The sequence below is a fragment of the Acidithiobacillus sp. genome (genome assembly GCF_049965315.1).
In the GTDB taxonomy this organism is placed as follows: Bacteria; Pseudomonadota; Gammaproteobacteria; order Acidithiobacillales; family Acidithiobacillaceae; genus Acidithiobacillus_B.
Map to the genome: position 1 here is coordinate 16,721 of NZ_JBMFWL010000014.1, position 20,900 is coordinate 37,620.

At 64.1% G+C, this 20,900-nt stretch carries 21 protein-coding genes; 13 read left to right on the top strand and 8 right to left on the bottom strand.

Annotated elements, in window-relative coordinates:
- The first annotated feature begins 164 nt into the window (after window positions 1-164).
- Entirely contained in the window at window positions 165-1,097 is a 933-nt protein-coding gene (locus ACP5MM_RS05290; protein WP_427934223.1) for a tetratricopeptide repeat protein, read from the top strand.
- On the opposite strand, the gene gltX is transcribed toward ACP5MM_RS05290, so the two are convergent.
- Window positions 1,094-2,503 carry a glutamate--tRNA ligase gene (gltX, locus tag ACP5MM_RS05295; protein ID WP_427931412.1) on the bottom strand — a complete coding sequence of 470 codons (1,410 nt, stop codon included), beginning with the start codon at window positions 2,501-2,503 and terminating at the stop codon, window positions 1,094-1,096. The genes ACP5MM_RS05290 and gltX overlap by 4 nt on opposite strands.
- Window positions 2,504-2,729: 226 nt before the next feature.
- On the opposite strand from gltX, the gene ACP5MM_RS05300 reads away from it, so the two are divergent.
- Together ACP5MM_RS05300 and ACP5MM_RS05305 are read left to right on the top strand one after the other, a co-directional pair.
- Window positions 2,730-4,475 (top strand): LysM peptidoglycan-binding domain-containing protein, encoded by a 1,746-nt coding sequence (locus ACP5MM_RS05300; RefSeq protein WP_427931414.1) that lies wholly within the window; start codon window positions 2,730-2,732, stop codon window positions 4,473-4,475.
- Between the two features lie 37 nt (window positions 4,476-4,512).
- Complete coding sequence (locus ACP5MM_RS05305; RefSeq protein ID WP_427931416.1) at window positions 4,513-5,286, top strand: enoyl-ACP reductase FabI; 774 nt, start codon at window positions 4,513-4,515, stop codon at window positions 5,284-5,286.
- A 79-nt stretch (window positions 5,287-5,365) separates the two neighbouring features.
- On the opposite strand, the gene tal is transcribed toward ACP5MM_RS05305, so the two are convergent.
- The gene (tal, locus tag ACP5MM_RS05310) at window positions 5,366-6,457 is read right to left on the bottom strand and encodes a transaldolase (protein WP_427931417.1); all 1,092 of its coding nucleotides are present in this window, start codon (window positions 6,455-6,457) and stop codon (window positions 5,366-5,368) included.
- A 224-nt stretch (window positions 6,458-6,681) separates the two neighbouring features.
- Here tal and ACP5MM_RS05315 point away from each other — a divergent pair, with 224 nt between their 5' ends.
- The 9 genes from ACP5MM_RS05315 (at window position 6,682) to gloA (ending at window position 14,367) form a co-directional block, all read left to right on the top strand.
- Window positions 6,682-7,158 carry a peroxiredoxin gene (locus tag ACP5MM_RS05315; protein WP_123103617.1) on the top strand — a complete coding sequence of 159 codons (477 nt, stop codon included), beginning with the start codon at window positions 6,682-6,684 and terminating at the stop codon, window positions 7,156-7,158.
- Window positions 7,159-7,160: 2 nt separating this feature from the next.
- Entirely contained in the window at window positions 7,161-8,567 is a 1,407-nt protein-coding gene (locus tag ACP5MM_RS05320) for a PhoH family protein (RefSeq protein WP_427934224.1), read from the top strand.
- 94 nt (window positions 8,568-8,661) lie between these two features.
- Window positions 8,662-8,880, top strand: coding sequence for a YgaP family membrane protein (locus tag ACP5MM_RS05325; protein ID WP_427931421.1), 219 nt, complete (start codon window positions 8,662-8,664; stop codon window positions 8,878-8,880).
- A 225-nt stretch (window positions 8,881-9,105) separates the two neighbouring features.
- Window positions 9,106-10,332, top strand: a complete 1,227-nt coding sequence (locus ACP5MM_RS05330) for an aspartate kinase (RefSeq protein ID WP_427934225.1) — start codon at window positions 9,106-9,108, stop codon at window positions 10,330-10,332.
- Entirely contained in the window at window positions 10,332-11,498 is a 1,167-nt protein-coding gene (locus ACP5MM_RS05335; RefSeq protein ID WP_427931425.1) for an aspartate aminotransferase family protein, read from the top strand. Before ACP5MM_RS05330 ends, ACP5MM_RS05335 begins: the two co-directional genes overlap by 1 nt.
- A complete protein-coding gene (argF, locus tag ACP5MM_RS05340) occupies window positions 11,495-12,430 on the top strand; it encodes an ornithine carbamoyltransferase (RefSeq protein ID WP_427931427.1) in 936 nt (311 codons plus the stop codon). Before ACP5MM_RS05335 ends, argF begins: the two co-directional genes overlap by 4 nt.
- A 4-nt stretch (window positions 12,431-12,434) precedes the next feature.
- Window positions 12,435-13,634 carry an argininosuccinate synthase gene (locus ACP5MM_RS05345; protein WP_427931429.1) on the top strand — a complete coding sequence of 400 codons (1,200 nt, stop codon included), beginning with the start codon at window positions 12,435-12,437 and terminating at the stop codon, window positions 13,632-13,634.
- 2 nt (window positions 13,635-13,636) lie between these two features.
- The gene (locus ACP5MM_RS05350) at window positions 13,637-13,948 is read left to right on the top strand and encodes a pyrimidine/purine nucleoside phosphorylase (RefSeq protein ID WP_427934226.1); all 312 of its coding nucleotides are present in this window, start codon (window positions 13,637-13,639) and stop codon (window positions 13,946-13,948) included.
- Between the two features lie 11 nt (window positions 13,949-13,959).
- On the top strand, window positions 13,960-14,367 hold the full coding sequence (gene gloA / locus ACP5MM_RS05355) for a lactoylglutathione lyase (RefSeq protein WP_427931432.1): 408 nt from the start codon (window positions 13,960-13,962) through the stop codon (window positions 14,365-14,367).
- Between the two features lie 25 nt (window positions 14,368-14,392).
- Here the strand turns inward: gloA and dnaQ are convergent, their stop codons facing one another.
- From dnaQ to ACP5MM_RS05370, 3 genes are read right to left on the bottom strand one after another with little or no spacing between them, the layout of a single operon-like run.
- Entirely contained in the window at window positions 14,393-15,100 is a 708-nt protein-coding gene (gene dnaQ, locus ACP5MM_RS05360) for a DNA polymerase III subunit epsilon (RefSeq protein WP_427934227.1), read from the bottom strand.
- The gene (gene rnhA, locus ACP5MM_RS05365; RefSeq protein WP_427934228.1) at window positions 15,097-15,573 is read right to left on the bottom strand and encodes a ribonuclease HI; all 477 of its coding nucleotides are present in this window, start codon (window positions 15,571-15,573) and stop codon (window positions 15,097-15,099) included. The genes dnaQ and rnhA overlap by 4 nt, the downstream gene beginning before the upstream one ends.
- A gap of 3 nt (window positions 15,574-15,576) precedes the next feature.
- A complete protein-coding gene (locus tag ACP5MM_RS05370) occupies window positions 15,577-16,341 on the bottom strand; it encodes a class I SAM-dependent methyltransferase (RefSeq protein ID WP_427931437.1) in 765 nt (254 codons plus the stop codon).
- Window positions 16,342-16,413: 72 nt separating this feature from the next.
- On the opposite strand from ACP5MM_RS05370, the gene gloB reads away from it, so the two are divergent.
- The gene (gloB, locus tag ACP5MM_RS05375; protein WP_427934229.1) at window positions 16,414-17,166 is read left to right on the top strand and encodes a hydroxyacylglutathione hydrolase; all 753 of its coding nucleotides are present in this window, start codon (window positions 16,414-16,416) and stop codon (window positions 17,164-17,166) included.
- A gap of 42 nt (window positions 17,167-17,208) precedes the next feature.
- Here the strand turns inward: gloB and ACP5MM_RS05380 are convergent, their stop codons facing one another.
- From ACP5MM_RS05380 to rpsO, 3 genes are all read right to left on the bottom strand, one after another.
- On the bottom strand, window positions 17,209-18,426 hold the full coding sequence (locus tag ACP5MM_RS05380) for a M16 family metallopeptidase (protein ID WP_427934230.1): 1,218 nt from the start codon (window positions 18,424-18,426) through the stop codon (window positions 17,209-17,211).
- An 83-nt stretch (window positions 18,427-18,509) separates the two neighbouring features.
- Window positions 18,510-20,588 (bottom strand): polyribonucleotide nucleotidyltransferase, encoded by a 2,079-nt coding sequence (pnp, locus tag ACP5MM_RS05385; protein ID WP_427931443.1) that lies wholly within the window; start codon window positions 20,586-20,588, stop codon window positions 18,510-18,512.
- A gap of 11 nt (window positions 20,589-20,599) precedes the next feature.
- Window positions 20,600-20,869, bottom strand: coding sequence for a 30S ribosomal protein S15 (gene rpsO, locus ACP5MM_RS05390; protein ID WP_123103587.1), 270 nt, complete (start codon window positions 20,867-20,869; stop codon window positions 20,600-20,602).
- Window positions 20,870-20,900 lie beyond the last annotated feature (31 nt).

Here is a 20,900-nt window from a genome sequence, read left to right on the forward strand (position 1 = left end):
GGCGGCGGCTTCCTGGAGGAGATCGGCCCCGACCATGTCTTCGAAACGCGCGACGAAGTCATTCGCCATGTCTTCTCCGTGCTGGATCGGGACATCTGCATGGCCTGCCGGCAGCGTATCTTTCATGAATGCCAGACCCTGCCGGCGCCCGGCGGGAAACCGTCATGAGGATAAGCACCCTCCTCCTCGGCCTGAGCCTGGCGCTCCCGGCCATGGCCTGGGCCGAATCGCCAACGGAAATCACGGCCATCCAGAATGCCGCGCGACGGGGCAATCAAGGGGCTGAACTCCTGCTCGCCCTGATCTATTCCGAGGGCCGTGGCGTGCCGCAAAATCCCGTCAAGGCGCGCCAGTGGATGCAGCGGGCGGCACGGGAAGGACAGCCCTATGCCCAGCTCATGCTCGGCGACTGGTACGCCGGCGGCCTGACCGGTCTCCCCAAGGACGCCCGGGAAGCGGCCCGGTGGTGGCAAAAAGCCGCCGAGCAAGGACAACCCCAAGCGGCCTACCACCTGGGTCAAGCCTACCTGACGGGAGAAGGGGTAAAAACCGATCCCAAGCGCGCCGAATACTGGTTGCGGCGGGCGGCCGAGGCCGGCAATGCCCCTGCCCAGACCCTGCTGGGCAAGATGTATCACGAAGGGTATGGCGTGCCCAGGGACGTGGAAAAGAGTCACGACTGGCTGGCCCGCGCAGCCGCTCAGGGAGAAGGAGAAGCCATCCGTTTCCTGGATTTTTTTGTCCAGATGGGCGAGGACGCCCTGCAGGGCTATCGCCAGAGCGGCCCGGAACTGGAGGCCCGCGCCCGGCAGGGCGACAGCGAAGCCCAGTACCAGTTGGCCTTGCGTTACGAATCCGGGGCTTGGGGCGTTCTCCAGGACAATCGAAAAGCCCTCTACTGGTTTCATCAGGCCGCTGCCAACGGCAACCGCATGGCCATGCGCGCCCTGGCGGATGTCTACGCGAACGGGCTGCTGGGCGAGGCCAAGGACCGCCGTCAGGCCGACTACTGGCGCAATCGCGCCGCAAGCCGCGAGCCACCCCGGGACATCATCAGGAACCCGGCAGCCGCGGGACGGTCCTCAGCCCTCCCTTAACCCTGGCTTTCGGCCCACTGGCGGGCGCGTTCCAGACGGGACAAGGTTTCTTCCCGCCCCAATAGCGCCAGGGTCAGGTCAATGGGCGGCGACACGGCCTTGCCGGCGACGGCCACCCGCAAGGGTTGGGCCACCCTGCCCATTTTCCCTTCATAACGGCTCGCCAGATCCTGGATGGCGCCATGGATGGCCGCTGCTTCCCAGGGCTCCGTGGCCGCCAGCGCCCCATGCAGTTCGGACAACAGCGGCCCCTGATGGCGCAGGTGCTTTTCTGCATCCTTGGCCTCCCATTGCGGCGGCGCCCGGTAAAAAAACACCGCGGCCTCGGCCATTTCCACCAGGGTCTTGGCCCGCTCCCGCAAGAGATCCGCCACCGCCGCCAGTTGCGGACCCTGCGCGCAGGCTGCCGCATCAACCCCTTGGGCGGCGAGATAAGGAGCCAGGCGCTGGGCCAGATCCGCCGCCGGCAGGCGCTGCAGATGCTGGGCGTTGAGCCAAAGCAACTTTTCCGGATTGAAAGCGGAAGCGGCCTTGTTGACCTCCTCGATATGGAAGAGCGCAATCATCTCTTCCCGCGTAAAAACCTCCTGATCGCCATGGGCCCAGCCCAGACGCACCAGGAAATTGAGCAGCGCCTCGGGCAAATAGCCCATTTCCCGGTATTGCAGCACGCTCACCGCCCCATGGCGCTTGGACAGTTTTTGCTTGTCCGGCCCGAGGATCATCGGCACATGGGCGTAGATGGGCGGCGTTGCGCCCAGGGCCTGGAGGATCTGAATCTGCCGCGGCGTGTTGTTGAGATGATCGTCACCGCGAATCACATGGGTGATCCGCATGTCCCAGTCGTCCACCACCACGCAAAAATTATAGGTGGGTGTGCCATCGGAGCGGGCGATGATCAGATCATCCAGCTCGCTATTTTGAAAGCGCACGGTCCCATGGATCAGGTCCTCCACCACCGTCTCGCCGCTATCGGGGCTGCGGAAACGGATCACCGGCGCCACATCGGCCCGCGGCGACCGGCGGGTGCGGCAGCGGCCGTCATAGCGCGGCTTCTCGCCCTTGGCCCGCTGCAATTCGCGCATGGCCTCCACTTCCTCCCTGCTGCAATAGCAATGATAGGCCGATCCCGCCGCCAGCATCTCGGCCAGTACGGCCCGATAACGATCCATGCGCTGCATCTGGTAGAAGGGGCCTTCGTCCCAGTCGAGACCCAGCCACGCCATCCCCTCCAGAATGGCCGCGGTGGCTTCGGGCGTGGACCGCTCCACATCCGTATCCTCGATGCGCAGCACGAAGCGGCCTTGATGCTGGCGCGCGTGCAACCAGGAATAGAGGGCCGTACGCACCCCGCCGATGTGGAGATAACCGGTGGGACTGGGGGCGAAGCGCGTGCGTACCGACATGGAATGGTCCTTGCAATGGGTCGAAAACGGCATGATAGCAATCTCCGCGACCGGGGGGTATGTCCATCATCGTTTGACGGGATAGGCAAAACTTTCCTACTATCGCCCATCAGGTATTTTGCATAAGGACACAAGCGCCTGTTTATAATCAGATAGTTGTATTACAGCAACAGATAGGCGAGCGCCTTTGCCCACCCGGCCGAGCTCGCAGAAACAAGGAGGCCTCATGAAAAAACAGTTCATCGCCCTGGCGACCCTCGCTGCACTGGGCGGCAATCCTATGGCCTGGGCGGATACCAGCAATCATGCCATAGGCCTGCAGGACAGCAGCAGCCTTTCCGCCACGCTCCAACAGTACCTCGACAACGGGGCTTTTGGCGCTGATCCGGCGGTCGCGGCCGCCCAGCCCGGCAATGTCTGGCAGCGCATCGACAACGGCCTGCGCCTCAGCGACGTCTCCCGCGTCGAGGTCGACAAATGGCGCACCTGGTTTCTGCAACATCAGGGGAAACTGGATCAAATCCTCGGCAACGCCCGTCCCTTTCTCTACTATGTGGTCAATTCCGTAGCGGATCGCGGGCTGCCCATGGAACTGGCCCTCCTCCCTGCCATCGAAAGCGGCTACAATCCGAAAGCCTACTCCCCCGCCAGCGCCGCCGGCCTCTGGCAATTCGTGCCCGGCACCGCCCGCAATTTTGGCCTGCAAAACACCCGCTGGGGAGATCCGCGCCTGAGCCTCACCGCCTCCACCGGGGCCGCCCTGGATTATCTCTCCTATCTTTACAACTATTTCGGAGGCAACTGGCTCCTCGCCATCGCCGCCTACAATGCCGGACAAGGCACGGTTTCCACCGCCATCGCGCAAAATCTCGCCGCCGGCAAGCCCACCGATTTCTGGGATCTCAACCTTCCCCAGGAAACGGAAAACTACGTCGCCGAACTGCTCGCCCTGGCGCAGGTATTGCGCAACGCCAACGCCTATCACGTTGCCCTTCCCGACATCCCCGATCAACCCCATATCGCCGTCATCACCACGCCCAAATCCGTGGATCTCAACGTGGCTGCCCGGCTCATGGACATGCCCGTGGCCGAACTCCAGCACCTCAACGCCGGCCTGCGCTATGGGGTAGCCCCCGCCGATTATCAGCTCGTCGTGCCCACAGAAAAGGCCGACACCCTGCAATCCGCCCTGCTGACCTTGCCATCTTCCGCCACGGCCGCCCCCGCCGTAGCAGCCGCTACGCCGCAGCCGACCCTGCGCAGCGTCGCCCTCCGCCGTGGCGAAACCCTCTGGCAACTCGCCCGGCGTACCGGCGTGACGGTGGCCGAGCTCAAGCGCTGGAACCATATTCGCTCGGCGCGTGATCTGCGCGCCGGGGAGACGCTCAGGATCTACGCCAGGGGCGCTGCCACGCCGGCCGTATATGCCCGCAACAACGACACCCTCACCGTGCGTCCCGGGGAAACCCTCTCCCAGGTCGCCCAGCGCGCGGGCGTCAGCGTGGCCGAACTCAAGCGCTGGAATCACATTGGCTCGGCGCGCGATCTGCAAGTGGGGCAAAGCCTCAGCATCCACGGTGGAGAAAGGGCCGTGCCGGTATACACGGCCGCCCGCGGCGCCCAGAAACTTCGGGTGCGCCCAGGCGAAAGCCTCTGGCAGATCGCCCAGCGCGCTGGCGTCGGCGTGAACGCCCTCGCCCGCGCCAACCACCTCACCGAAAAGAGCGTACTGCATCCCGGCCAAACCCTACGCATCCCGCGGACCACCGCCGTAGCCGCCATCTCGGCCCGCGAAGAACACGCCGCTTCGGCAGGGCGCAGCACCACCTATGTGGTACGCCCCGGCGACACCCTCTGGCAGATTGCGCAACGCTACCACGTCACCCCCAAATCCGTGATCCAATGGAACCGTCTGGCCTCGGCGGCGGATCTCCAGCCCGGCGCACGGCTCACCATCTATGGCCCCCACTGAGGGTGGATGCCATGATTCCGTCATGAAGAGGTAACCCATGGGATTCCTGCAAAACAAAAAAGCCCTGGTCGTCGGCGTCGCCAATGATCGCTCCATTTGCTGGGGCATCGCCCAGGCCATGCACCGCCAGGGAGCCGAGATATGGCTCACCTATCAGGGCGAACGCACGCGCGGCCGCGTCGAAGACCTCGCCGCAGAGATCAACGGACCTCGGCCGCTGGAACTGGATCTGCAAAATGACGGACAGTTGAACGAGGTCATGGCGGAGATCGGCCAGACCTGGGGCGGCGTGGATATCGGCATCCACGGAGCCGCCTTTGCGCCCAAGAACGAGCTCGCCGGCTCTTATCTGGATGCCACCACCCGCGAAGGTTTTCGCATCGCCCATGAAGTGTCCAGCTACAGCTTCACCGCCTTGGCCAAGGCCCTCCACCCGCTGCTGCAGGGCCGCCATGGCGCCTTGCTGGCCCTGACCTATCTGGGCGCCGAGCGCGCCATGAGCAATTACAACGTCATGGGCTTGGCCAAGGCCAGTCTGGAAGCCAGCGTGCGCTACCTCGCCTACGCCATGGGCCCGGAAGGCATCCGGGTCAACGCCGTTTCCGCAGGGCCCATCCGCACCCTCGCCGCCAGTGGGATCGGCGATTTCCGCAAGATTCTGGACCACTATGAGGCCCACGCCCCCCTGCGGCGCAATGTCACCCAGGAAGAGGTGGGCAACACCGCCGCCTTCCTCTGTTCGGATCTGGCATCGGGCATCACCGGCGAGATCATCTATGTCGATGCCGGCTTTCGCAACGTCGGCTTCTGAAGCAACGGCGTGCCGCGACAGCGCCGCACGCCGGATTGAATCTGCATCCGCCAACTGCCATTCTTACGGAAGCAAGGCATCAGGCGCTCGCCCGCCGCACCTCCGCCAGCATCTCCTCGAAACTGTCGGCAAAGAGCTGTAAACCCTCCCGTTGCAGGGTTGCGGCGATCTCTCCGTCCATATCGATCCCCAGCGCCTGTAAACGCGTCATGGTGGCCCGGGCTTCGGCCAGGCCATCGCCCAGGGTGGACTGCAGGCGGCCATGCTCACGAAAGAGCTTCAGGGTCGCCTCGGGCATGGTATTGATGGTCTCCGGACCAATGAGGGGCTGCACATAGAGCAGATCGTCATAGGCCGGATTCTTGGTGCTGGTGCTCGCCCACAGCAGGTATTGCGGCCGCCCCCCGGCCTGACGCAGTCCGGCGAAGCCTTGGCCATGGAAGGTCTCCTGGTAGACGGCATAGGCCGATTTGGCCATGGCCACCGCCGCCTTGCCCCGCAGACCCAGGGCCTCCTCACTGCCGATGGCCGTGAGCCGCTGATCCACCAGGGTATCCACCCGCGACAGGAACAGGCTGGCCACCGCCTTGACCCGCCGCGGATCGCCGCCGGACGCGATATGCTGGCTCAACCCCCGCTGATACGCGGCGAAAACGGCCCGCACATGCCCCAGGCTGAACATCAGGGTCACATTGATGGAGATCCCCCGGGCGATGAGGGCCTCAAAGGCGCGGATACCGGCCGGGGTCGCCGGCACCTTGATGAGCAGATTCTCGCGCTGCACCAGGGAGCGCAAGCGCTCCGCCTCGGCGATGCTCGCCTCGGCATCGTCGCCCAGGCGCGGCGCCTCCTCCCAGCTTACCAGGCCATCGTCGCCACCGCTGGCCAGGAATGTCGGATGCAGGAGGTCGCAGGCCTCGCGGAGGTCCTCCACCACCAGGGACTCATAAAGCCGCTCCGCGGACGCGGCCGGCCGCCGCAATTCCTCCTGATAATAGGGACTGCCATGGATCGCCTTCTGAAAAATGCTCGGATTGGAGGTCACCCCGCTTACCCCATCCTCCTCTATGTAGCGGCGCAGGATGCCATCCCGAATCAAGGTCCGCGAGAGGTTGTCCACCCAGATGCTCTGCCCACAAGCCGCCTTCAAGCCCTTCAGATCCGTTGCCATCTTGTCTCCCCATAGGATGCCGTTCATCGGTGACTGCAAGAGAGCCTTGGCCGGCGCAAATCCGCCCGCCACAGCAAACGGAACTGACGCCCGCGGATTCCCGAACCCACTCCCCCATGTTCCCAGTGTAGCCCAAATTTCGCCCCGCGCGTTCCCTCTCCGTGGCTGGACAGTGGCCTAGCCGGCGCGCTAGATTCTGGAAGAAGCATCCACAGGAGTTCACCATGTCCGAAGACCTCGTCATCCCTGGCCATCCCGCTCCCGACTTCCGCCTTCCGGCCCATGACGGGCGGCAGATCGCCCTGGCGGATCTGCGCGGCAAAAAGGTCATTCTGTATTTTTACCCCAAGGACGACACGCCGGGATGCACCACCGAAGGCCAGGAGTTCACCGCGCTTTATCCGCAGTTCCAGGCCGCCGACACGGAAATCCTGGGCCTATCCCGGGACAGCCTCGCAGCCCATGAACGATTCGCCGCCAAGTATCACTTTCCCTTCCCCCTGCTTTCCGACAGCGACGAAGCGGTCTGCCGCGCCTACGGCGTACTCAAGGAAAAAAACATGTACGGCAAAAAGAGCATCGGCATTGAGCGCAGCACCTTCGTGATGGACCGCGCTGGCCGCATCGCCCACAGCGAACGCAAGGTCAAGGCCGCCGGCCACGCCGCGGAACTGCTCAAGATCGTCCAGCAGATACCCTGACCATGACTGCCCACGCCCCAATCCTGGGAGAATCCGAAAAACCCCGCCTCTACATCCTGGACACCAACGTCCTCATGCACGATCCGGCGGCCCTGTTCCGCTTCCAGGAGCACAATATCCTCCTGCCCATGATCGTCCTGGAGGAGCTGGATCAACACAAGAAGGGCGTCACCGAGCAAGCGCGCAATGTTCGCCAGGTCAGCCGCTATCTGGATGAGATGCTCCATGACGGCGACGACCTGGACGCAGGGCTGCCGTTGCCCTATGCCCAGGGCCGCCTCTATTTCCAGACCATCGCCCATTCCCAGGTCCTTCCGGCGGATCTGCCCGGAGGCAAGGCCGACAACGAAATACTCGCCGTCACCCTGGAGCTGCAAAAACGCCATCCCGAATGGCAGATCATCCTCGTCAGCAAAGACATCAATCTGCGCATCAAGGGGCGTACCCTCGGCGTGCGCGTCGAGGACTACCATAGCGACCGGGCGCTGGAGGACGCCGACCTCCTTTATACCGGCCTGGAGGTCCTGGACGCCGACTTCTGGCAGAGCCACAGCCGGGACCTGGATGCCTGGCAGGAAAGCGGCCGCAGCTTTTATAAAATCAGCGGCCCCGCTACCCGCCACTGGCATCCCAATCAGTTCATCACCCTGAGTCCGGAGGGGGCGGGAGAGGAGTTCGCCGCCATCGTGCGCAGCATCCACCCGGATCACTGCATCATCGAGCGGGTCACCGATTACCGCAGCGAACGCCACGCCGTATGGGGCATTCAAGCGCGCAACCGGGAACAGAACTTCGCCCTGAACCTGCTCATGGACCCGGACATCGACTTCGTCACCCTCCTCGGCCATGCCGGCACCGGCAAGACGCTGCTAACCCTGGCTGCGGCGCTGCATCAGATCCTCGACGAGAAGCGCTACGCGGAGGTCATCATCACCCGCGCGACGGTCCCCGTCGGGGACGAGATCGGCTTCCTCCCCGGCACCGAAGAAGAAAAAATGCTTCCCTGGATGGGCGCCCTGGAGGACAACCTCGAAATCCTTGCCCGCGGCAGCGACGAAGGCGGCTCCTGGGGCCGCGGCGCCACCCAGGACCTGATGAGCAAACGCATCCGCGTCAAATCCATGAGCTTCATGCGCGGGCGCACCTTCCTGGAAAAGTTCGTCATCATTGACGAGGCGCAAAACCTCACCCCCAAGGAAATGAAAACCCTCATTACCCGCGCCGGGCCGGGCACCAAAATCGTCTGCCTGGGCAACATCGCCCAGATTGATACCCCCTACCTCACCGAAACCACCTCGGGCCTCACCTATGTCGTCGATCGCTTCAAGGACTGGGGCCATAGCGGCCACATCACCCTGCGCCGTGGCGAACGTTCCCGCTTGGCCGACTTCGCCAACGAGGCCCTCTGAACCATCTCAGGAGACAGCCCAAGCCTTGCCCCGGCCAGACTTGGGGCGTATCTTTTCCGATGACCGGGTCCCATTTGCGAAAAAGGATGCACCCATGAAACTGCAAAAAAACATGATGCCCGTAGAGCGCTGGCTGCGGATTTACTTTGGTGCCATGATCGCCGCCGTTCTGCTCTGGTACCCCTGGCCATTCTGGGAATGGACGCTGTCCGGCTATCTCCTCATCGCCACGGGGATCTTTGGCTACTGTCCCATTTATGCCTTCCTGGACGGCCGCAAAAAGAGCGGCAACGGCAGCCCCACCGTCAACTGAACCGGCTCCGCGCGCCATGGGGCAAGCCACACGGGGGCCAAGGGCGTCATCCCGCCCCCCTGGTGCGCGGCGACAAAGCCGTTCATGGCTGCCGCAAAGGCCCTGCCGGCCCGGGAGGTCATGGCACCCCATCGTCGGCACCCGCCCTCGCGCCATCCGGCCACGCATACCCATGACCGGCGCTTTATGATTTAATTAGTCCTTCATTTTGACAAAATAAAACCAATGGCACTGATCGTACAAAAATTCGGAGGCACCTCCGTAGGCAGCGTCGAGCGCATTCGCGAAGTGGCGAAGCGCGCCATCCGCACCCGGCAGGAAGGCCACCAGGTCGTCGTCGTGGTCTCGGCCATGTCCGGCGAGACCGACCGTCTGCTCCACCTGGGGCGCGCGGTCAGTCCCAAGCCTGCGGAACGGGAGATGGATACCCTGCTCGCCACCGGCGAGCAGGTCACCATCGCGCTGCTCGCCATGGCGCTGGAGGGCTTGGGCCAGAAGGCCGTTTCCTACACCGGCGGGCAGGTGCCCATCCTCACCGATACGGCCCATACCAAGGCCCGCATCCAGCATATTGCCAGCGAACGCATCCGCGCCGCCCTGGATGCCGGCAAGATCGTCGTCGTCGCCGGCTTCCAGGGCGTTGATCCCGAAGGCAATATCACCACCCTCGGGCGCGGCGGCTCGGACACCACCGCCGTCGCCCTGGCGGCCGCCCTGCACGCCGACGAGTGCGCCATTTATACCGACGTGGACGGGATCTACACCACCGACCCCCGGGTGGAATCCCGGGCACGGCGGCTGGACCGCATCACCTTTGAAGAAATGCTCGAAATGGCCAGTCTCGGCGCCAAGGTCCTGCAGACCAGGTCCGTCGAATTCGCCATGAAATACAACGTGCCCGTGCGCGTCCTGTCCTCCTTCACGGACGGCCCCGGCACCCTGGTCACCAATGAGGAAAATTCTGTGGAAGCTCCGCGTGTCTCCGGCATTGCCTTTTCCCGTAACGAAGCCAAGATCACCGTGCTCGGCGTGCCCGACCGCCCCGGCATCGCCCACGCCATTCTCGGCCCCGTCTCGGCGGCCCACATCAATGTGGACGTGATCATCCAGAATGTTTCCGAGGCGGGCAAGACGGATTTCACCTTCACCGTGGAGCGCAGCGATTTTGCCAAGGCCATGGACATCGTGCGCGACATCGCCCGGGGGCTCGGCGCCGATGCGGTGCAGGGCGACGAACACATCGTCAAGGTTTCCGTGGTCGGCGTCGGCATGCGCTCCCATGCCGGCATCGCCGCCACCATGTTCGCCTCCCTGGCCCAGGAAAACATCAATATCCAAATGATCTCCACCTCCGAGATCAAGATCTCCGTCGTGGTCGACGAAAAATATCTGGAGCTGGCCGTGCGCACCCTGCACGCGGCCTTCGCCCTGCACGGGGAGGCGGCACTCTGATGGCGCTGATGCACAATTATGCCCGGCTGCCGGTGGCCTTTGTTCAAGGGGAAGGCGTGTGGCTCCAGGACAGCGACGGGCGGCGCTACCTGGACGCCTTGGCGGGCATTGCCGTCTGCGGCCTTGGCCACAGCCACCCGGCGGTGACCCGCGCCCTCCGGGAACAGGCCGGGCGTCTCCTGCACACCTCCAACCTCTATCGCATCCCGGCCCAGGAACGGCTGGCCGAGACCCTCTGCGCCATCAGCGGCCTCGACGGCGCCTTTTTCTGCAACAGCGGGGCCGAGGCCAACGAGGCCGCCATCAAGATCGCCCGCCTCCACGGCCACGCCAAAGGGATTGCCGAACCCCGCATCCTGGTCTTCAGCAACGCCTTTCATGGCCGCACCATGGCCACCCTCACGGCCACGGGCAACTTCAAGATCCAGGCCGGCTTTGCGCCGCTGCTCCCCGGCTTCCTCCGCGCCCCCTACGGCGATCTGGCCACGGCCCGGGCCCTGGTGCGGGCCAATCCCGATCTCTGCGCCATTCTGGTGGAGCCCATCCAGGGCGAAGGCGGCGTGCGCCCTGCCCCCGAGGGTTTTCTCGCCGGCCTGCGCGCCCTTTGCAACGATGCCGACATCCTGCTGATGCTCGACGAGGTGCAAACGGGCATCGGCCGCACCGGGCAGTTCTTTGCCTACCAGCAGATCCCCGCTTTCCTGCCGGACGTCCTGAGCCTGGCCAAGGGCCTGGGTAACGGCGTCCCCATCGGCGCCATGCTCGCCAACGCCCGTGTCGCCTCCCTATTCAGCCCCGGCAAGCACGGCACCACCTTCGGCGGCGGGCCGCTGGTCTGCGCCGTCGCCCAGGCCGTCCTCGATACCATGCAGCACGATGCCATTCCCGCCCATGCCGCACGCATGGGCAAGCTCCTGCGCCGGAAGTTGCGGGAACGCCTTGCCGGGCATTCCCAGGTCGTCGACATTCGCGGCATGGGCCTCATGGTCGGCATCGAGTTGCGCGACAAGCCCGAGGGTCTGGTGGAACGCGCCCTGGAGAAGGCCCTCCTCATCAACGTCACGGCCGAGCGGGTGATCCGCCTTCTGCCCCCCCTCATCATTCAGGAAAGCGAGATCGAGCTGCTGGTGGAAGGGCTCGCGGACCTGCTCCGGGAAGGGGCATGAGCATGCGCCATTTTTTGCGTCTCAACGACCTCGGACAGGACGAAATCCTCGCCCTGCTGCACCGCGCCATCGCCCTCAAGGCCCTGCAGCGGCAGGGGGAGCGCTATGCCCCCTGCGCGGGCCGGACCCTGGCCATGATCTTTGAAAAGTCCTCCACGCGCACGCGGGTTTCCTTCGAAACGGGCATGACCCAATTGGGCGGGCACGCCCTCTTTCTTTCCCCCCGCGACACCCAGCTCGGCCGGGGCGAGACCATCGAGGATACGGCACGGGTGCTCTCGCGCATGGTCGACATGGTCATGATCCGCACCTTCGCCCACAGCAACCTCGAACGCTTTGCCGCCTGCTCGCGGGTACCCGTGATCAATGGCCTCTCCGACGATCATCATCCCTGCCAGCTCCTCGCCGACCTGATGACCGCCCTGGAGCACTGGGGCACGCTGGCGGGCAGAACGGTGGCCTTCCTTGGCGATGGCGCCAACAACATGGCCCACTCCTGGATGGAGGCGGCCACCCTGCTGGATTTTCACCTGCGCATCGGCACCCCGGACGGCTATCTGCCGGCCCCCGAGATCATGGCCCTGGCGGCGGGACGGGTGGAAATCGTCCATGACGCCCGGCAAGCCGTGCAGGGCGCCGACCTCGTCGTCACCGATGTCTGGACCAGCATGGGGCAGGAAGAGGAGGCGACCGCCCGCCACGCCACCCTCTGGCCCTTCCAGGTCAATGCGGCCCTCATGGCCGCTGCGGCCCCCGACGCCATCTTCATGCACTGCCTCCCCGCCCATCGCGGCGAGGAAGTCACCGCCGAAGTCATCGACGGCGCCCGCTCCCTGGTCTGGGAGGAAGCGGAAAATCGTCTCCATGCCCAAAAGGCGCTCATGGAATTTTTATTCGGTCTCGGCCCGGTGGCCGCGACCCACGGAGGATAAGCAGATGGTCAAAAAAGTCGTCCTCGCCTATTCCGGCGGCCTGGATACCTCGGTCATCCTCAAATGGCTGCAGGACACCTATCAATGTGAAGTCATCACCTTCACCGCCGACATCGGCCAGGGCGAAGAGCTGGAACCCGCCCGGGCCAAGGCCACCCAACTGGGCGCCCGGGAGGTCTTCGTCGATGACCTGCGCGAAGACTTTGTGCGCGATTTCGTTTTCCCCATGTTCCGCGCCAACGCCATTTATGAAGGCGAGTATCTGCTCGGCACCTCCATCGCCCGGCCGCTCATCGCCAAGCGCATGGTGGAAATCGCCGACGAAGTGGGGGCCGATGCCGTCGCCCACGGCGCCACCGGCAAGGGCAATGATCAGGTGCGCTTCGAACTGGGGGCCTATGCCCTCAATCCGGACATCAAGGTCATCGCCCCCTGGCGGGAATGGGACCTCAATTCCCGGGAGAAGCTCCTGGCCTACGCCGAGCGGCACGGCATTCCGGTGGAGCGCCACGGGCAAAAATCCCCTTATTCCACGGATGCCAATCTCCTCCATATCTCCTACGAAGGCGGAATACTGGAAGACCCCTGGGCGGAACCGGAAGCCAGCATGTGGCGCTGGACTCAGGATCCGCAGAAGGCTCCCCAGCAGCCCCGCTACCTGGAAATCACCTTCGCCCATGGCGATCCCATCGCCATCGACGGCGAGGCCCTTCCGGCAGCGCAGCTTCTTGCCCATCTGAACACGGTTGGCGGGGAACACGGCATCGGCCGCCTGGACATCGTGGAAAACCGCTATGTGGGCATGAAATCCCGGGGCTGCTACGAAACCCCCGGCGGCACCATCCTCCTCAAGGCCCATCGCGCCCTGGAGTCCATCACCCTGGACCGGGAGGTGGCCCACCTCAAGGACGAACTCATGCCCCGCTACGCCAGCATCATCTACAATGGCTTCTGGTGGAGTCCGGAACGGCGCGCCCTGCAGGGCCTCATCGACGGCACCCAGCGTCTGGTCAATGGCGTAGTTCGCCTCAAGCTCTACAAGGGCACTTGCATGGTGGTGGGCCGCCAATCGGCCAATACCCTTTTCGATCCCCGCATCGCCACCTTTGAAGACGACGCGGGGGCCTACAACCAGAAGGACGCCGAGGGCTTCATCAAGCTTAACGCCCTGCGCCTGCGCATCGAAAGGCGCCTCCAGGGATGAGCATGGACGGCCACATTCCCGTCGCCGCCCTGGGCAAGGGTTCCCGTCTATCCCTGGAGGGGCGCCGCAGCGAGCGCAGCGTCATCCTTGCCGATGGCAGCATGCATACCCTGGCCTTGCTCCATCCGGGCATCTACACCCTGCAGAGCGATGCGGGGGAAACCCTCCGGGTCCTGGCCGGCCTTGCCTACTACCGGCAAAGCGGGAGCGAGAGTGCCCAGGAGTTGCGCGAGGGTGACGCCATCGTCATCCCCCCCCAGCAGAGCTACCAACTGGAAGTCGTCGAAGCCCTGGATTACCTGCTCACCCCTTAAAGGAGAGTACCATGCGTATCCTGCACACCATGCTCCGCGTTGGCGATCTCGATCGCTCCATCCGCTTTTATACCGAAGTCCTCGGCATGCAGGTCCTGCGCCGCAAGGAGTATCCGGGAGGAAAATTCACCCTCGCCTTCGTCGGCTACCAGGATGAGAGCGCAGGCGCCGTCATCGAGCTCACCTACAACTGGGGCGTAAGCACCTACGAATTGGGCAACGCCTTCGGCCATATCGCCATCGAAGTGGAAAATGCGGCGGAGGCCTGCGCCGCCATCAAGGCCCGTGGCGGTCGCGTGGTGCGCGAAGCCGGGCCCATGCAGCATGGACAGACGGTCATCGCCTTTGTCGAAGACCCGGATGGCTATCGCATCGAACTCATCGAGCGCGGCATCGCCTTCGACGAGCATCCGGCATAAAGATCGATTCGGCCGATGACGCCGCTCAATCACCCCCATCCTGAGGCCATAGGCAGGCCGCTTCGCCCATGCCCGCCAGATAGCGGCGATGGAGCTCACGCTCGGCAGTGCTGGCGGCGATGACCCGCAAGGGGGATTGGCGCAGCGCCGCAGCGCCTAGCCCCGGAGCCATCGTCTGCGCCGCCTCCCCGCGCATTTCCTTGCCCGTATCCAGGCCCATATCCACCTGACCGCCGGTCATGGCCAGGTAGACCTGGGCGAGGATTTCGCAATCCAGCAAGGCGCCGTGCAGCTCACGACTGCTGTTGTCCACGCCGTAACGGCGGCACAGGCTGTTCAAGTCATTCTTCTGGCCCGGATGGCGGCGGCGGGCATCCACCAGGGTATCCAGCACCGGCGGGGCGATGGGCTTGCGCTGGAGCAGGCGCAATTCGTGGTTGATAAAACCCATGTCAAAGGGCGCGTTGTGGATGATCAGTTCGGCGCCGTCGATGAAGGCCAAAAAATCCTCCACCACCTCGGCAAAACGCGGCTTGTCCTGCAAAAAGGCGTCGGTGATGCCATGCACGCGAATGGCATCGGGATCGCTGGGGCGCTCCGGATTCAGGTATTGCTGGTAATGGCGGCCGCTCAGCCGGCGATCCAGCAGTTCCACCGCGCCGATCTCGATGACGCGATGCCCCTGCTTCCAGTCCACCCCGGTCGTTTCCGTATCCAGCACCACCTGCCTCATGACCAGCCCTCCCCTTGCTGCGCCGCCGTTGCCCCCGCGTAACGATCCATCACGGCATTGAGGATGCGATCCACCTGCTCGTTTTCCTCGTGCCCATTGTGGCCGCGTACCCATTCCCATTGCACCTGGTGGGCATTGGCGGCGGCAGCCAGGCGCTCCCAGAGGTCCTGGTTCTTCACCGCGCCGCCGCTCGCCGTGCGCCAGCCCCGGCGTTGCCATGCGGGCAGCCATTTCATCATGCCATCCTGCAGATAGCGCGAATCGCTGATCACCCGCACCGCCAAGGGGCGCTTCAGGGCCTCCAGCCCCATGAGGGCGGCGGTCAGTTCCATCCGGTTGTTGGTCGTGCTGGGCTCAAAACCCCACAGGATCTTCTCCGCCGGACCCTGCCGCAGCAAGGCCGCCCAGGCACCGCTACCCGGGTTCCCCCGGCAGCCGCCATCGGTATAAATCTCCACCGTTTTATCCGTCATGCTTCATCCCTGATCCTTATCCCGGGCGAAGGTGGCCGGCACCCCGGAAGCCAGCGCCCGCCGCCGGCGCCGCCGCAGATAGCTCTGCCACAAGAGTTCCGGCGGTGGAAGCCCGGCCTCCCGGCGCTGCGCCAGGAGCAGATAGGCGTTGGCGCCGGCCGGCCACCAGCGGTCCCCCATCAGCTCCAGCCATTGCGCGTTCTCTTTCAGTCCGGGCAAGGTATATTGGAAATAGCGCCCTTCCCGCAGGGTAAAGTCCTGCTCCTCCAGCAACCCGCGCAATTGCCCGAGGGAAAGGAAGGGCCGCCGCCACGGCCAACTCCGGTCGCGCCGCCAGAGGTGCCAGCGGCGCAACACGTTCAGGCTGCCGCCCGGGTTGAAATCCATGATCAGGATATGGCCTTCCGGCCGCAACACCCGCCAGCACTCCGCCAGGGTGCGCTGCGGATCTGCGATGCGGCTCAGGCAAAAGGGGACAATGACCAGATCAAAACGCATGGACGCAAAAGGCAAGGCATCGCAACGACCATAGGCCTGAAGATAATCCCCCGTCGGCAGGGAAAAACCATCATTGAGCAAAACCCAGGAATGATGAATGCCCGGCGGCAAGCCCCAAAAAACGGGTTGCCCCAATTGCAAAACCGCCTCCGGCTGCAGGCGGGTCAGCCAACGCGGCAACAGTTCACGGGCACGCTCCAGGAGCAAACGGCCGCCATGGGTTTCCCACCATTGCGACGCTTTCTGCTGCCGCTTCTGCGACCTAGCCATACCCCTCCGCAGGATTATCCATGATCCTCCTTATGCTACTCTGGAGACTCCGACAGCGCACGAGTTCAGGCCATGGACATCCATTTCATTCCCGCCTTCACCGACAATTACATCTATGCCGTCACTGCCGCCACCGCCTGCTGGATCATCGATCCCGGCACTGCGGAGCCGGTCCTGGCCTGGATTCAACAGCACCGCTGTCCGCCAACGGCCATCCTCTGCACCCATCATCACGCCGACCATGTCGGCGGCGCCGCCGCCCTTGCCGCGCGGTTCAAGATACCCGTATACGGCGCCAACACCCGCATTCCCGCCCTCACCCATCCCCTTCAGGAAGGCAAGTATGCCATTGACGGAGTCCCGGTGACCATCATGGAACTGCCGGGCCATACCCGCGATCACCTCGCTTTTCGGGTAGATCAACAGCTCTTTTGCGGGGACACGCTCTTTGCCGCCGGCTGCGGGCGTCTCTTTGAAGGCACCCCCGCGCAAATGCTCCACAGCCTGGATCGCCTCGCCGCCCTTCCCGACGCGACCCAGGTCTATTGCGCCCATGAATATACCCTGAGCAACCTGCGTTTTGCCCGCCATCTCGAACCCGATCACCCCCTCCTCCGCGACCGGCAGCGGTGGGCAGAGCGGCAACGCTTGGCAGGGTTGCCCACCCTCCCCTCCACCATCGGGCTGGAACGGGCCAGCAACCCCTTCCTCCGCGTCCGGGAAGCATCGCTCATCGCCGCGGTACAAGCCCTTGACGCCAGCGTCCCCGACGATCCGCTCAGCATCTTTACGGCGCTGCGTTCCTGGAAAGACCGGTTCCAGTAAGGCGCCCAAGGCCTTTTGCGCGAACAGGTTCCCCCGGTGGCCCTACCCCGGGAGGCAACTGAGTTCAAAACGCTGTCCCCAGGCCTTGCTCAACGCCGCCGTGACCGCTGCGGCATCCACCGCGGCCAAGCGCTGGAGGGACTCCTCCACCGCAATGCAACGACCCAGATAGAGCCACTGCCGCCCCAGCCGCGCCATGCGTGTTTCCACGTCCTCCTGGCCCAGCAGGATCTGCACGCGCAGACTGCGTTTGGCCCCCGCCAATTCCTCCGCCTCCGGACCGCTCTCCATCAGGCGATGCAGGACATCGGTCATGGCAACGGCCGTTTCGTCCCGGGAGCGGGCGGGCGTCGCCACATAAATCATCCACTCTCCCGCATCCCGGAGTGCCTCCAGGTGCGAAAAGACCTGATAAGCCAAGCCACGCCTTTCGCGCAGTTCGCGGAAGAGGTGAGAGGCCGTCCCGCCGCCCAGGATCAAATTTGCGACCGCATAGGCGTAATAAGCCGGATCCGCAACGCTGCACGCCTGGGCCGCCCAAACCAGGTGCGCCTGCTGCGCCTGGGGGCGATGCACCAGCCGCCGACCGGTGCGGAAGGTCGGCGGCTGGTCCACGCCCCGCGGCTGCGGGGAAATATCCCCAAAGGCCCCCTCGGCCCAACGACAGAGGGTATCGTGGTCCACCATGCCCACCCCCACCACCGCCAGCCGCGACTCCCTCAGGACCCGCTCATGATAAGCCACCAGGCGCCGCCGGCTGGCCTGACGGATGCAACGCGCACTGCCCAGGACCGACCATGCCAGGGGATGATCCCCCCACAACTCCCGCAATACCCGCTCCTGCACCCAGTCCTCGATATCCTCCGCCGCCATGGCGGCCTCCTGAGCCACCACCTGCTTCTCCAGGCGCAAATCGGCATGGGCGAACCTGGGCCGCATCAGCATTTCTTCCAGCAAGGCAAAGCCCGCCCCGGCATCCTCGGCCAGCATGGTCCCGTGAAAGACCGTCATCTCCCGATCCGTGAAGGCGTTGATGGTCCCGCCCAGGGCCTCCATGGCCGCATTCAAGGCATCGGCATCCCGCAGCAGGGAGCCCTTGAAGACCATGTGCTCCAGGAGATGGGCAAAGCCATTTTCCTCCTCAAGCTGATCACGGCTGCCATTACCCAGGCTCAAGGACAAGGCAACGCTCTGCCGTCCCGGCAGGTCCTCGCTGATGACGGCCACGCCATTGGTCAGAACGGTTATTTCCGCGTGCATTGGTTCATATCCCATCACCTTATGCCCATCCTGAAACAATGAAGGCGCCGCAATGCGACGCCTTCGGAGGAAGTGCTGGCCATTTATTGGGGAACGTCCTTCATGCTCAACTTGACCTTACCCTGACGATCCACTTCCAGCACCTTCACGCGCACGGCCTGACCTTCCTTGAGATGATCATGCACGTCATTGACGCGCTCGCTGCTGATCTGGGAGATATGCAGCAAGCCATCACGCCCCGGGAGGATCGTCACAAAGGCACCGAAGTCCATGATCTTTGCCACCTTCCCGTCATAGATCATGCCCACCTCCACGTCCGCGGTGAGCAACTCGATACGGCGGCGTGCCGTCATGCCGGCTTCGCCATCCACCGACGCGATGGTGACCGTACCATCATCCTGGATATCAATGCTCGTGCCCGTTTCCTCGGTGAGGGCGCGGATCACCTTGCCGCCCGGTCCAATGACGTCGCGGATCCGCTCGGGATTGATATGCATGGTAATGATGCGCGGCGCATAATCCGACAAACCCGAACGGGCCTCGGCCAGAACCCCCTTCATCAGGCCAAGTATATGCAAGCGCCCGGCCAAAGCCTGCTTGAGGGCCTGCGCCATGATCTCCCGGGTGATACCATCGATCTTGATATCCATCTGCAGGGCGGTGATGCCCTGTTCCGTACCCGCCACCTTGAAATCCATATCGCCCAGGTGGTCCTCATCACCCAGGATGTCCGTCAGCACCGCAAAGCGATCGCCATCCTTGATGAGCCCCATGGCCACGCCGGCCACCGGCGCCTTCAACGGCACCCCGGCATCCATCAGGGCCAGCGATGCCCCGCATACCGAAGCCATGCTGGAGGAGCCGTTGGACTCCAGGATTTCCGACACCACCCGCAGGCTGTAGGGAAACTGCGCCTCCGTCGGCAGAACGGCCGCAATGGCGCGCTTGGCCAGACGGCCGTGACCGATCTCCCGCCGCTTGGGGGATCCCACCATGCCCGTTTCACCGGTGGAAAAGGGCGGAAAGTTATAATGCAGCAGAAAGCGGTCGCGGGTCTCCCCCTGCAGGGCGTCGATGATCTGCTCATCCCCCTTGGTGCCCAGGGTGGCCACCACCAGCGCCTGCGTCTCGCCGCGCGTAAAGAGGGCTGAACCGTGGGTCCGCGGCAGGATCCCCGCCTCGATGGAAATGGGCCGTACCGTATGGGTATCACGGCCATCCATACGCGGCGCCCCGTCCAGCACCCGACCGCGCACGATGGCGGTTTCCACCTTTTTCACGAGGTTGGTGACGGTGTCCGCCCGATGGGCGTCGCCCTCGGCAAACTCCGCCACCATGGCCGCGCGGATCTCCTCCAAGCGCTTGCTCCGCGCCTGCTTCTCCTGCAAGGTATAGGCTTCCCGCAGGGCCGGGGCGGCGCGTTCGGTCAATTGGGCCTGCAAGGCTTCGTCCACCGGCGCCGCCTGCCAGGCCCAGCGCGGCTTGCCCGCCTCGGCCGCCAATTCCTCGATGAGCCGAATGATGGGCTGGATCTGGGCATGGCCGAACATCACCGCTTCCAGCATGGTTTCCTCCGCCAGCTCGCTCGCCTCGGATTCCACCATCAGCACGGCATGCCGGGTACCGGCCACGACCAGATCCATCTGCGACTGGGCCAACTGCTGATAGGAAGGGTTGAGGACCAACTGGCCGTTCACCAGGCCCACCCGCGCCCCGCCAATGGGCCCATTGAAGGGAATGCCCGAGAGGGCCAGGGCGGCCGACGCACCCACCATGGCGGCAATGTCCGGATCATTATCCCGATCCACCGACAGCACCGTGGCGATGACCTGCACCTCATTCATGAAGCCTTTGGGAAAGAGAGGCCGGATGGGGCGGTCGATGAGCCGGGAGGTCAGCGTCTCCTTTTCGCTCGGACGACCCTCACGCTTGAAAAAGCCGCCGGGAATCTTGCCGGCGGCATAGGTTTTTTCCTGATAGTTGACCGTCAGCGGAAAGAAATCCTGACCTGGCTTCACCTCCCGTCGTCCGACAGCCGTCACCAGGACTACTGTCTCCCCGATGGAGACTAAAACCGCCCCGTCCGCCTGACGCGCCATGCGCCCGGTTTCCAGCGTCAGGCGGTTGCCACCAAAATCAACCTGTTTCCGCAAAATGGCCAAAATCTCTCTCCTTACTTACGCAAACCCAGACGCTCGATCAGCGACCGATAACGGTTCACATCGCGCTTTTTCAGGTAATCCAGCAACTTGCGCCGCTGCCCCACCATTCTCAGCAAACCCTGGCGGGAATGATGATCATGGGTATGGGCCTTGAAATGCCCCGACAGACCCTCGATACGAGCCGTCAGCAACGCCACCTGCACCTCCGGAGAACCGGTATCTCCTTGATGCGTGGCATAACCCTGCACCACTTCCGCTTTACCTTCCCGCGACAACGACATAACGCCTTCTCCTTCTCGATGCCTTAAATCA

Excerpts from the sequence above, each read along its gene's own strand:
- ACP5MM_RS05315 (WP_123103617.1), top strand. The coding sequence starts at position 6,682 with ATGTCCGAAGACCTCGTCATCCCTGGCCATCCCGCTCCCGACTTCCGC.
- ACP5MM_RS05330 (WP_427934225.1), top strand. The coding sequence starts at position 9,106 with ATGGCACTGATCGTACAAAAATTCGGAGGCACCTCCGTAGGCAGCGTC.
- ACP5MM_RS05320 (WP_427934224.1), top strand. The coding sequence starts at position 7,161 with ATGACTGCCCACGCCCCAATCCTGGGAGAATCCGAAAAACCCCGCCTC.
- ACP5MM_RS05305 (WP_427931416.1), top strand. The coding sequence starts at position 4,513 with ATGGGATTCCTGCAAAACAAAAAAGCCCTGGTCGTCGGCGTCGCCAAT.
- ACP5MM_RS05300 (WP_427931414.1), top strand. The coding sequence starts at position 2,730 with ATGAAAAAACAGTTCATCGCCCTGGCGACCCTCGCTGCACTGGGCGGC.
- gloB (WP_427934229.1), top strand. The coding sequence starts at position 16,414 with ATGGACATCCATTTCATTCCCGCCTTCACCGACAATTACATCTATGCC.
- tal (WP_427931417.1), bottom strand. The coding sequence starts at position 6,457 with ATGGCAACGGATCTGAAGGGCTTGAAGGCGGCTTGTGGGCAGAGCATC.
- rnhA (WP_427934228.1), bottom strand. The coding sequence starts at position 15,573 with ATGACGGATAAAACGGTGGAGATTTATACCGATGGCGGCTGCCGGGGG.
- gloA (WP_427931432.1), top strand. The coding sequence starts at position 13,960 with ATGCGTATCCTGCACACCATGCTCCGCGTTGGCGATCTCGATCGCTCC.
- ACP5MM_RS05380 (WP_427934230.1), bottom strand. The coding sequence starts at position 18,426 with ATGCACGCGGAAATAACCGTTCTGACCAATGGCGTGGCCGTCATCAGC.
- rpsO (WP_123103587.1), bottom strand. The coding sequence starts at position 20,869 with ATGTCGTTGTCGCGGGAAGGTAAAGCGGAAGTGGTGCAGGGTTATGCC.
- ACP5MM_RS05345 (WP_427931429.1), top strand. The coding sequence starts at position 12,435 with ATGGTCAAAAAAGTCGTCCTCGCCTATTCCGGCGGCCTGGATACCTCG.
- dnaQ (WP_427934227.1), bottom strand. The coding sequence starts at position 15,100 with ATGAGGCAGGTGGTGCTGGATACGGAAACGACCGGGGTGGACTGGAAG.
- ACP5MM_RS05350 (WP_427934226.1), top strand. The coding sequence starts at position 13,637 with ATGGACGGCCACATTCCCGTCGCCGCCCTGGGCAAGGGTTCCCGTCTA.
- ACP5MM_RS05370 (WP_427931437.1), bottom strand. The coding sequence starts at position 16,341 with ATGGCTAGGTCGCAGAAGCGGCAGCAGAAAGCGTCGCAATGGTGGGAA.
- ACP5MM_RS05325 (WP_427931421.1), top strand. The coding sequence starts at position 8,662 with ATGAAACTGCAAAAAAACATGATGCCCGTAGAGCGCTGGCTGCGGATT.
- gltX (WP_427931412.1), bottom strand. The coding sequence starts at position 2,503 with ATGTCGGTACGCACGCGCTTCGCCCCCAGTCCCACCGGTTATCTCCAC.
- ACP5MM_RS05290 (WP_427934223.1), top strand. The coding sequence starts at position 165 with ATGAGGATAAGCACCCTCCTCCTCGGCCTGAGCCTGGCGCTCCCGGCC.
- argF (WP_427931427.1), top strand. The coding sequence starts at position 11,495 with ATGAGCATGCGCCATTTTTTGCGTCTCAACGACCTCGGACAGGACGAA.
- ACP5MM_RS05335 (WP_427931425.1), top strand. The coding sequence starts at position 10,332 with ATGGCGCTGATGCACAATTATGCCCGGCTGCCGGTGGCCTTTGTTCAA.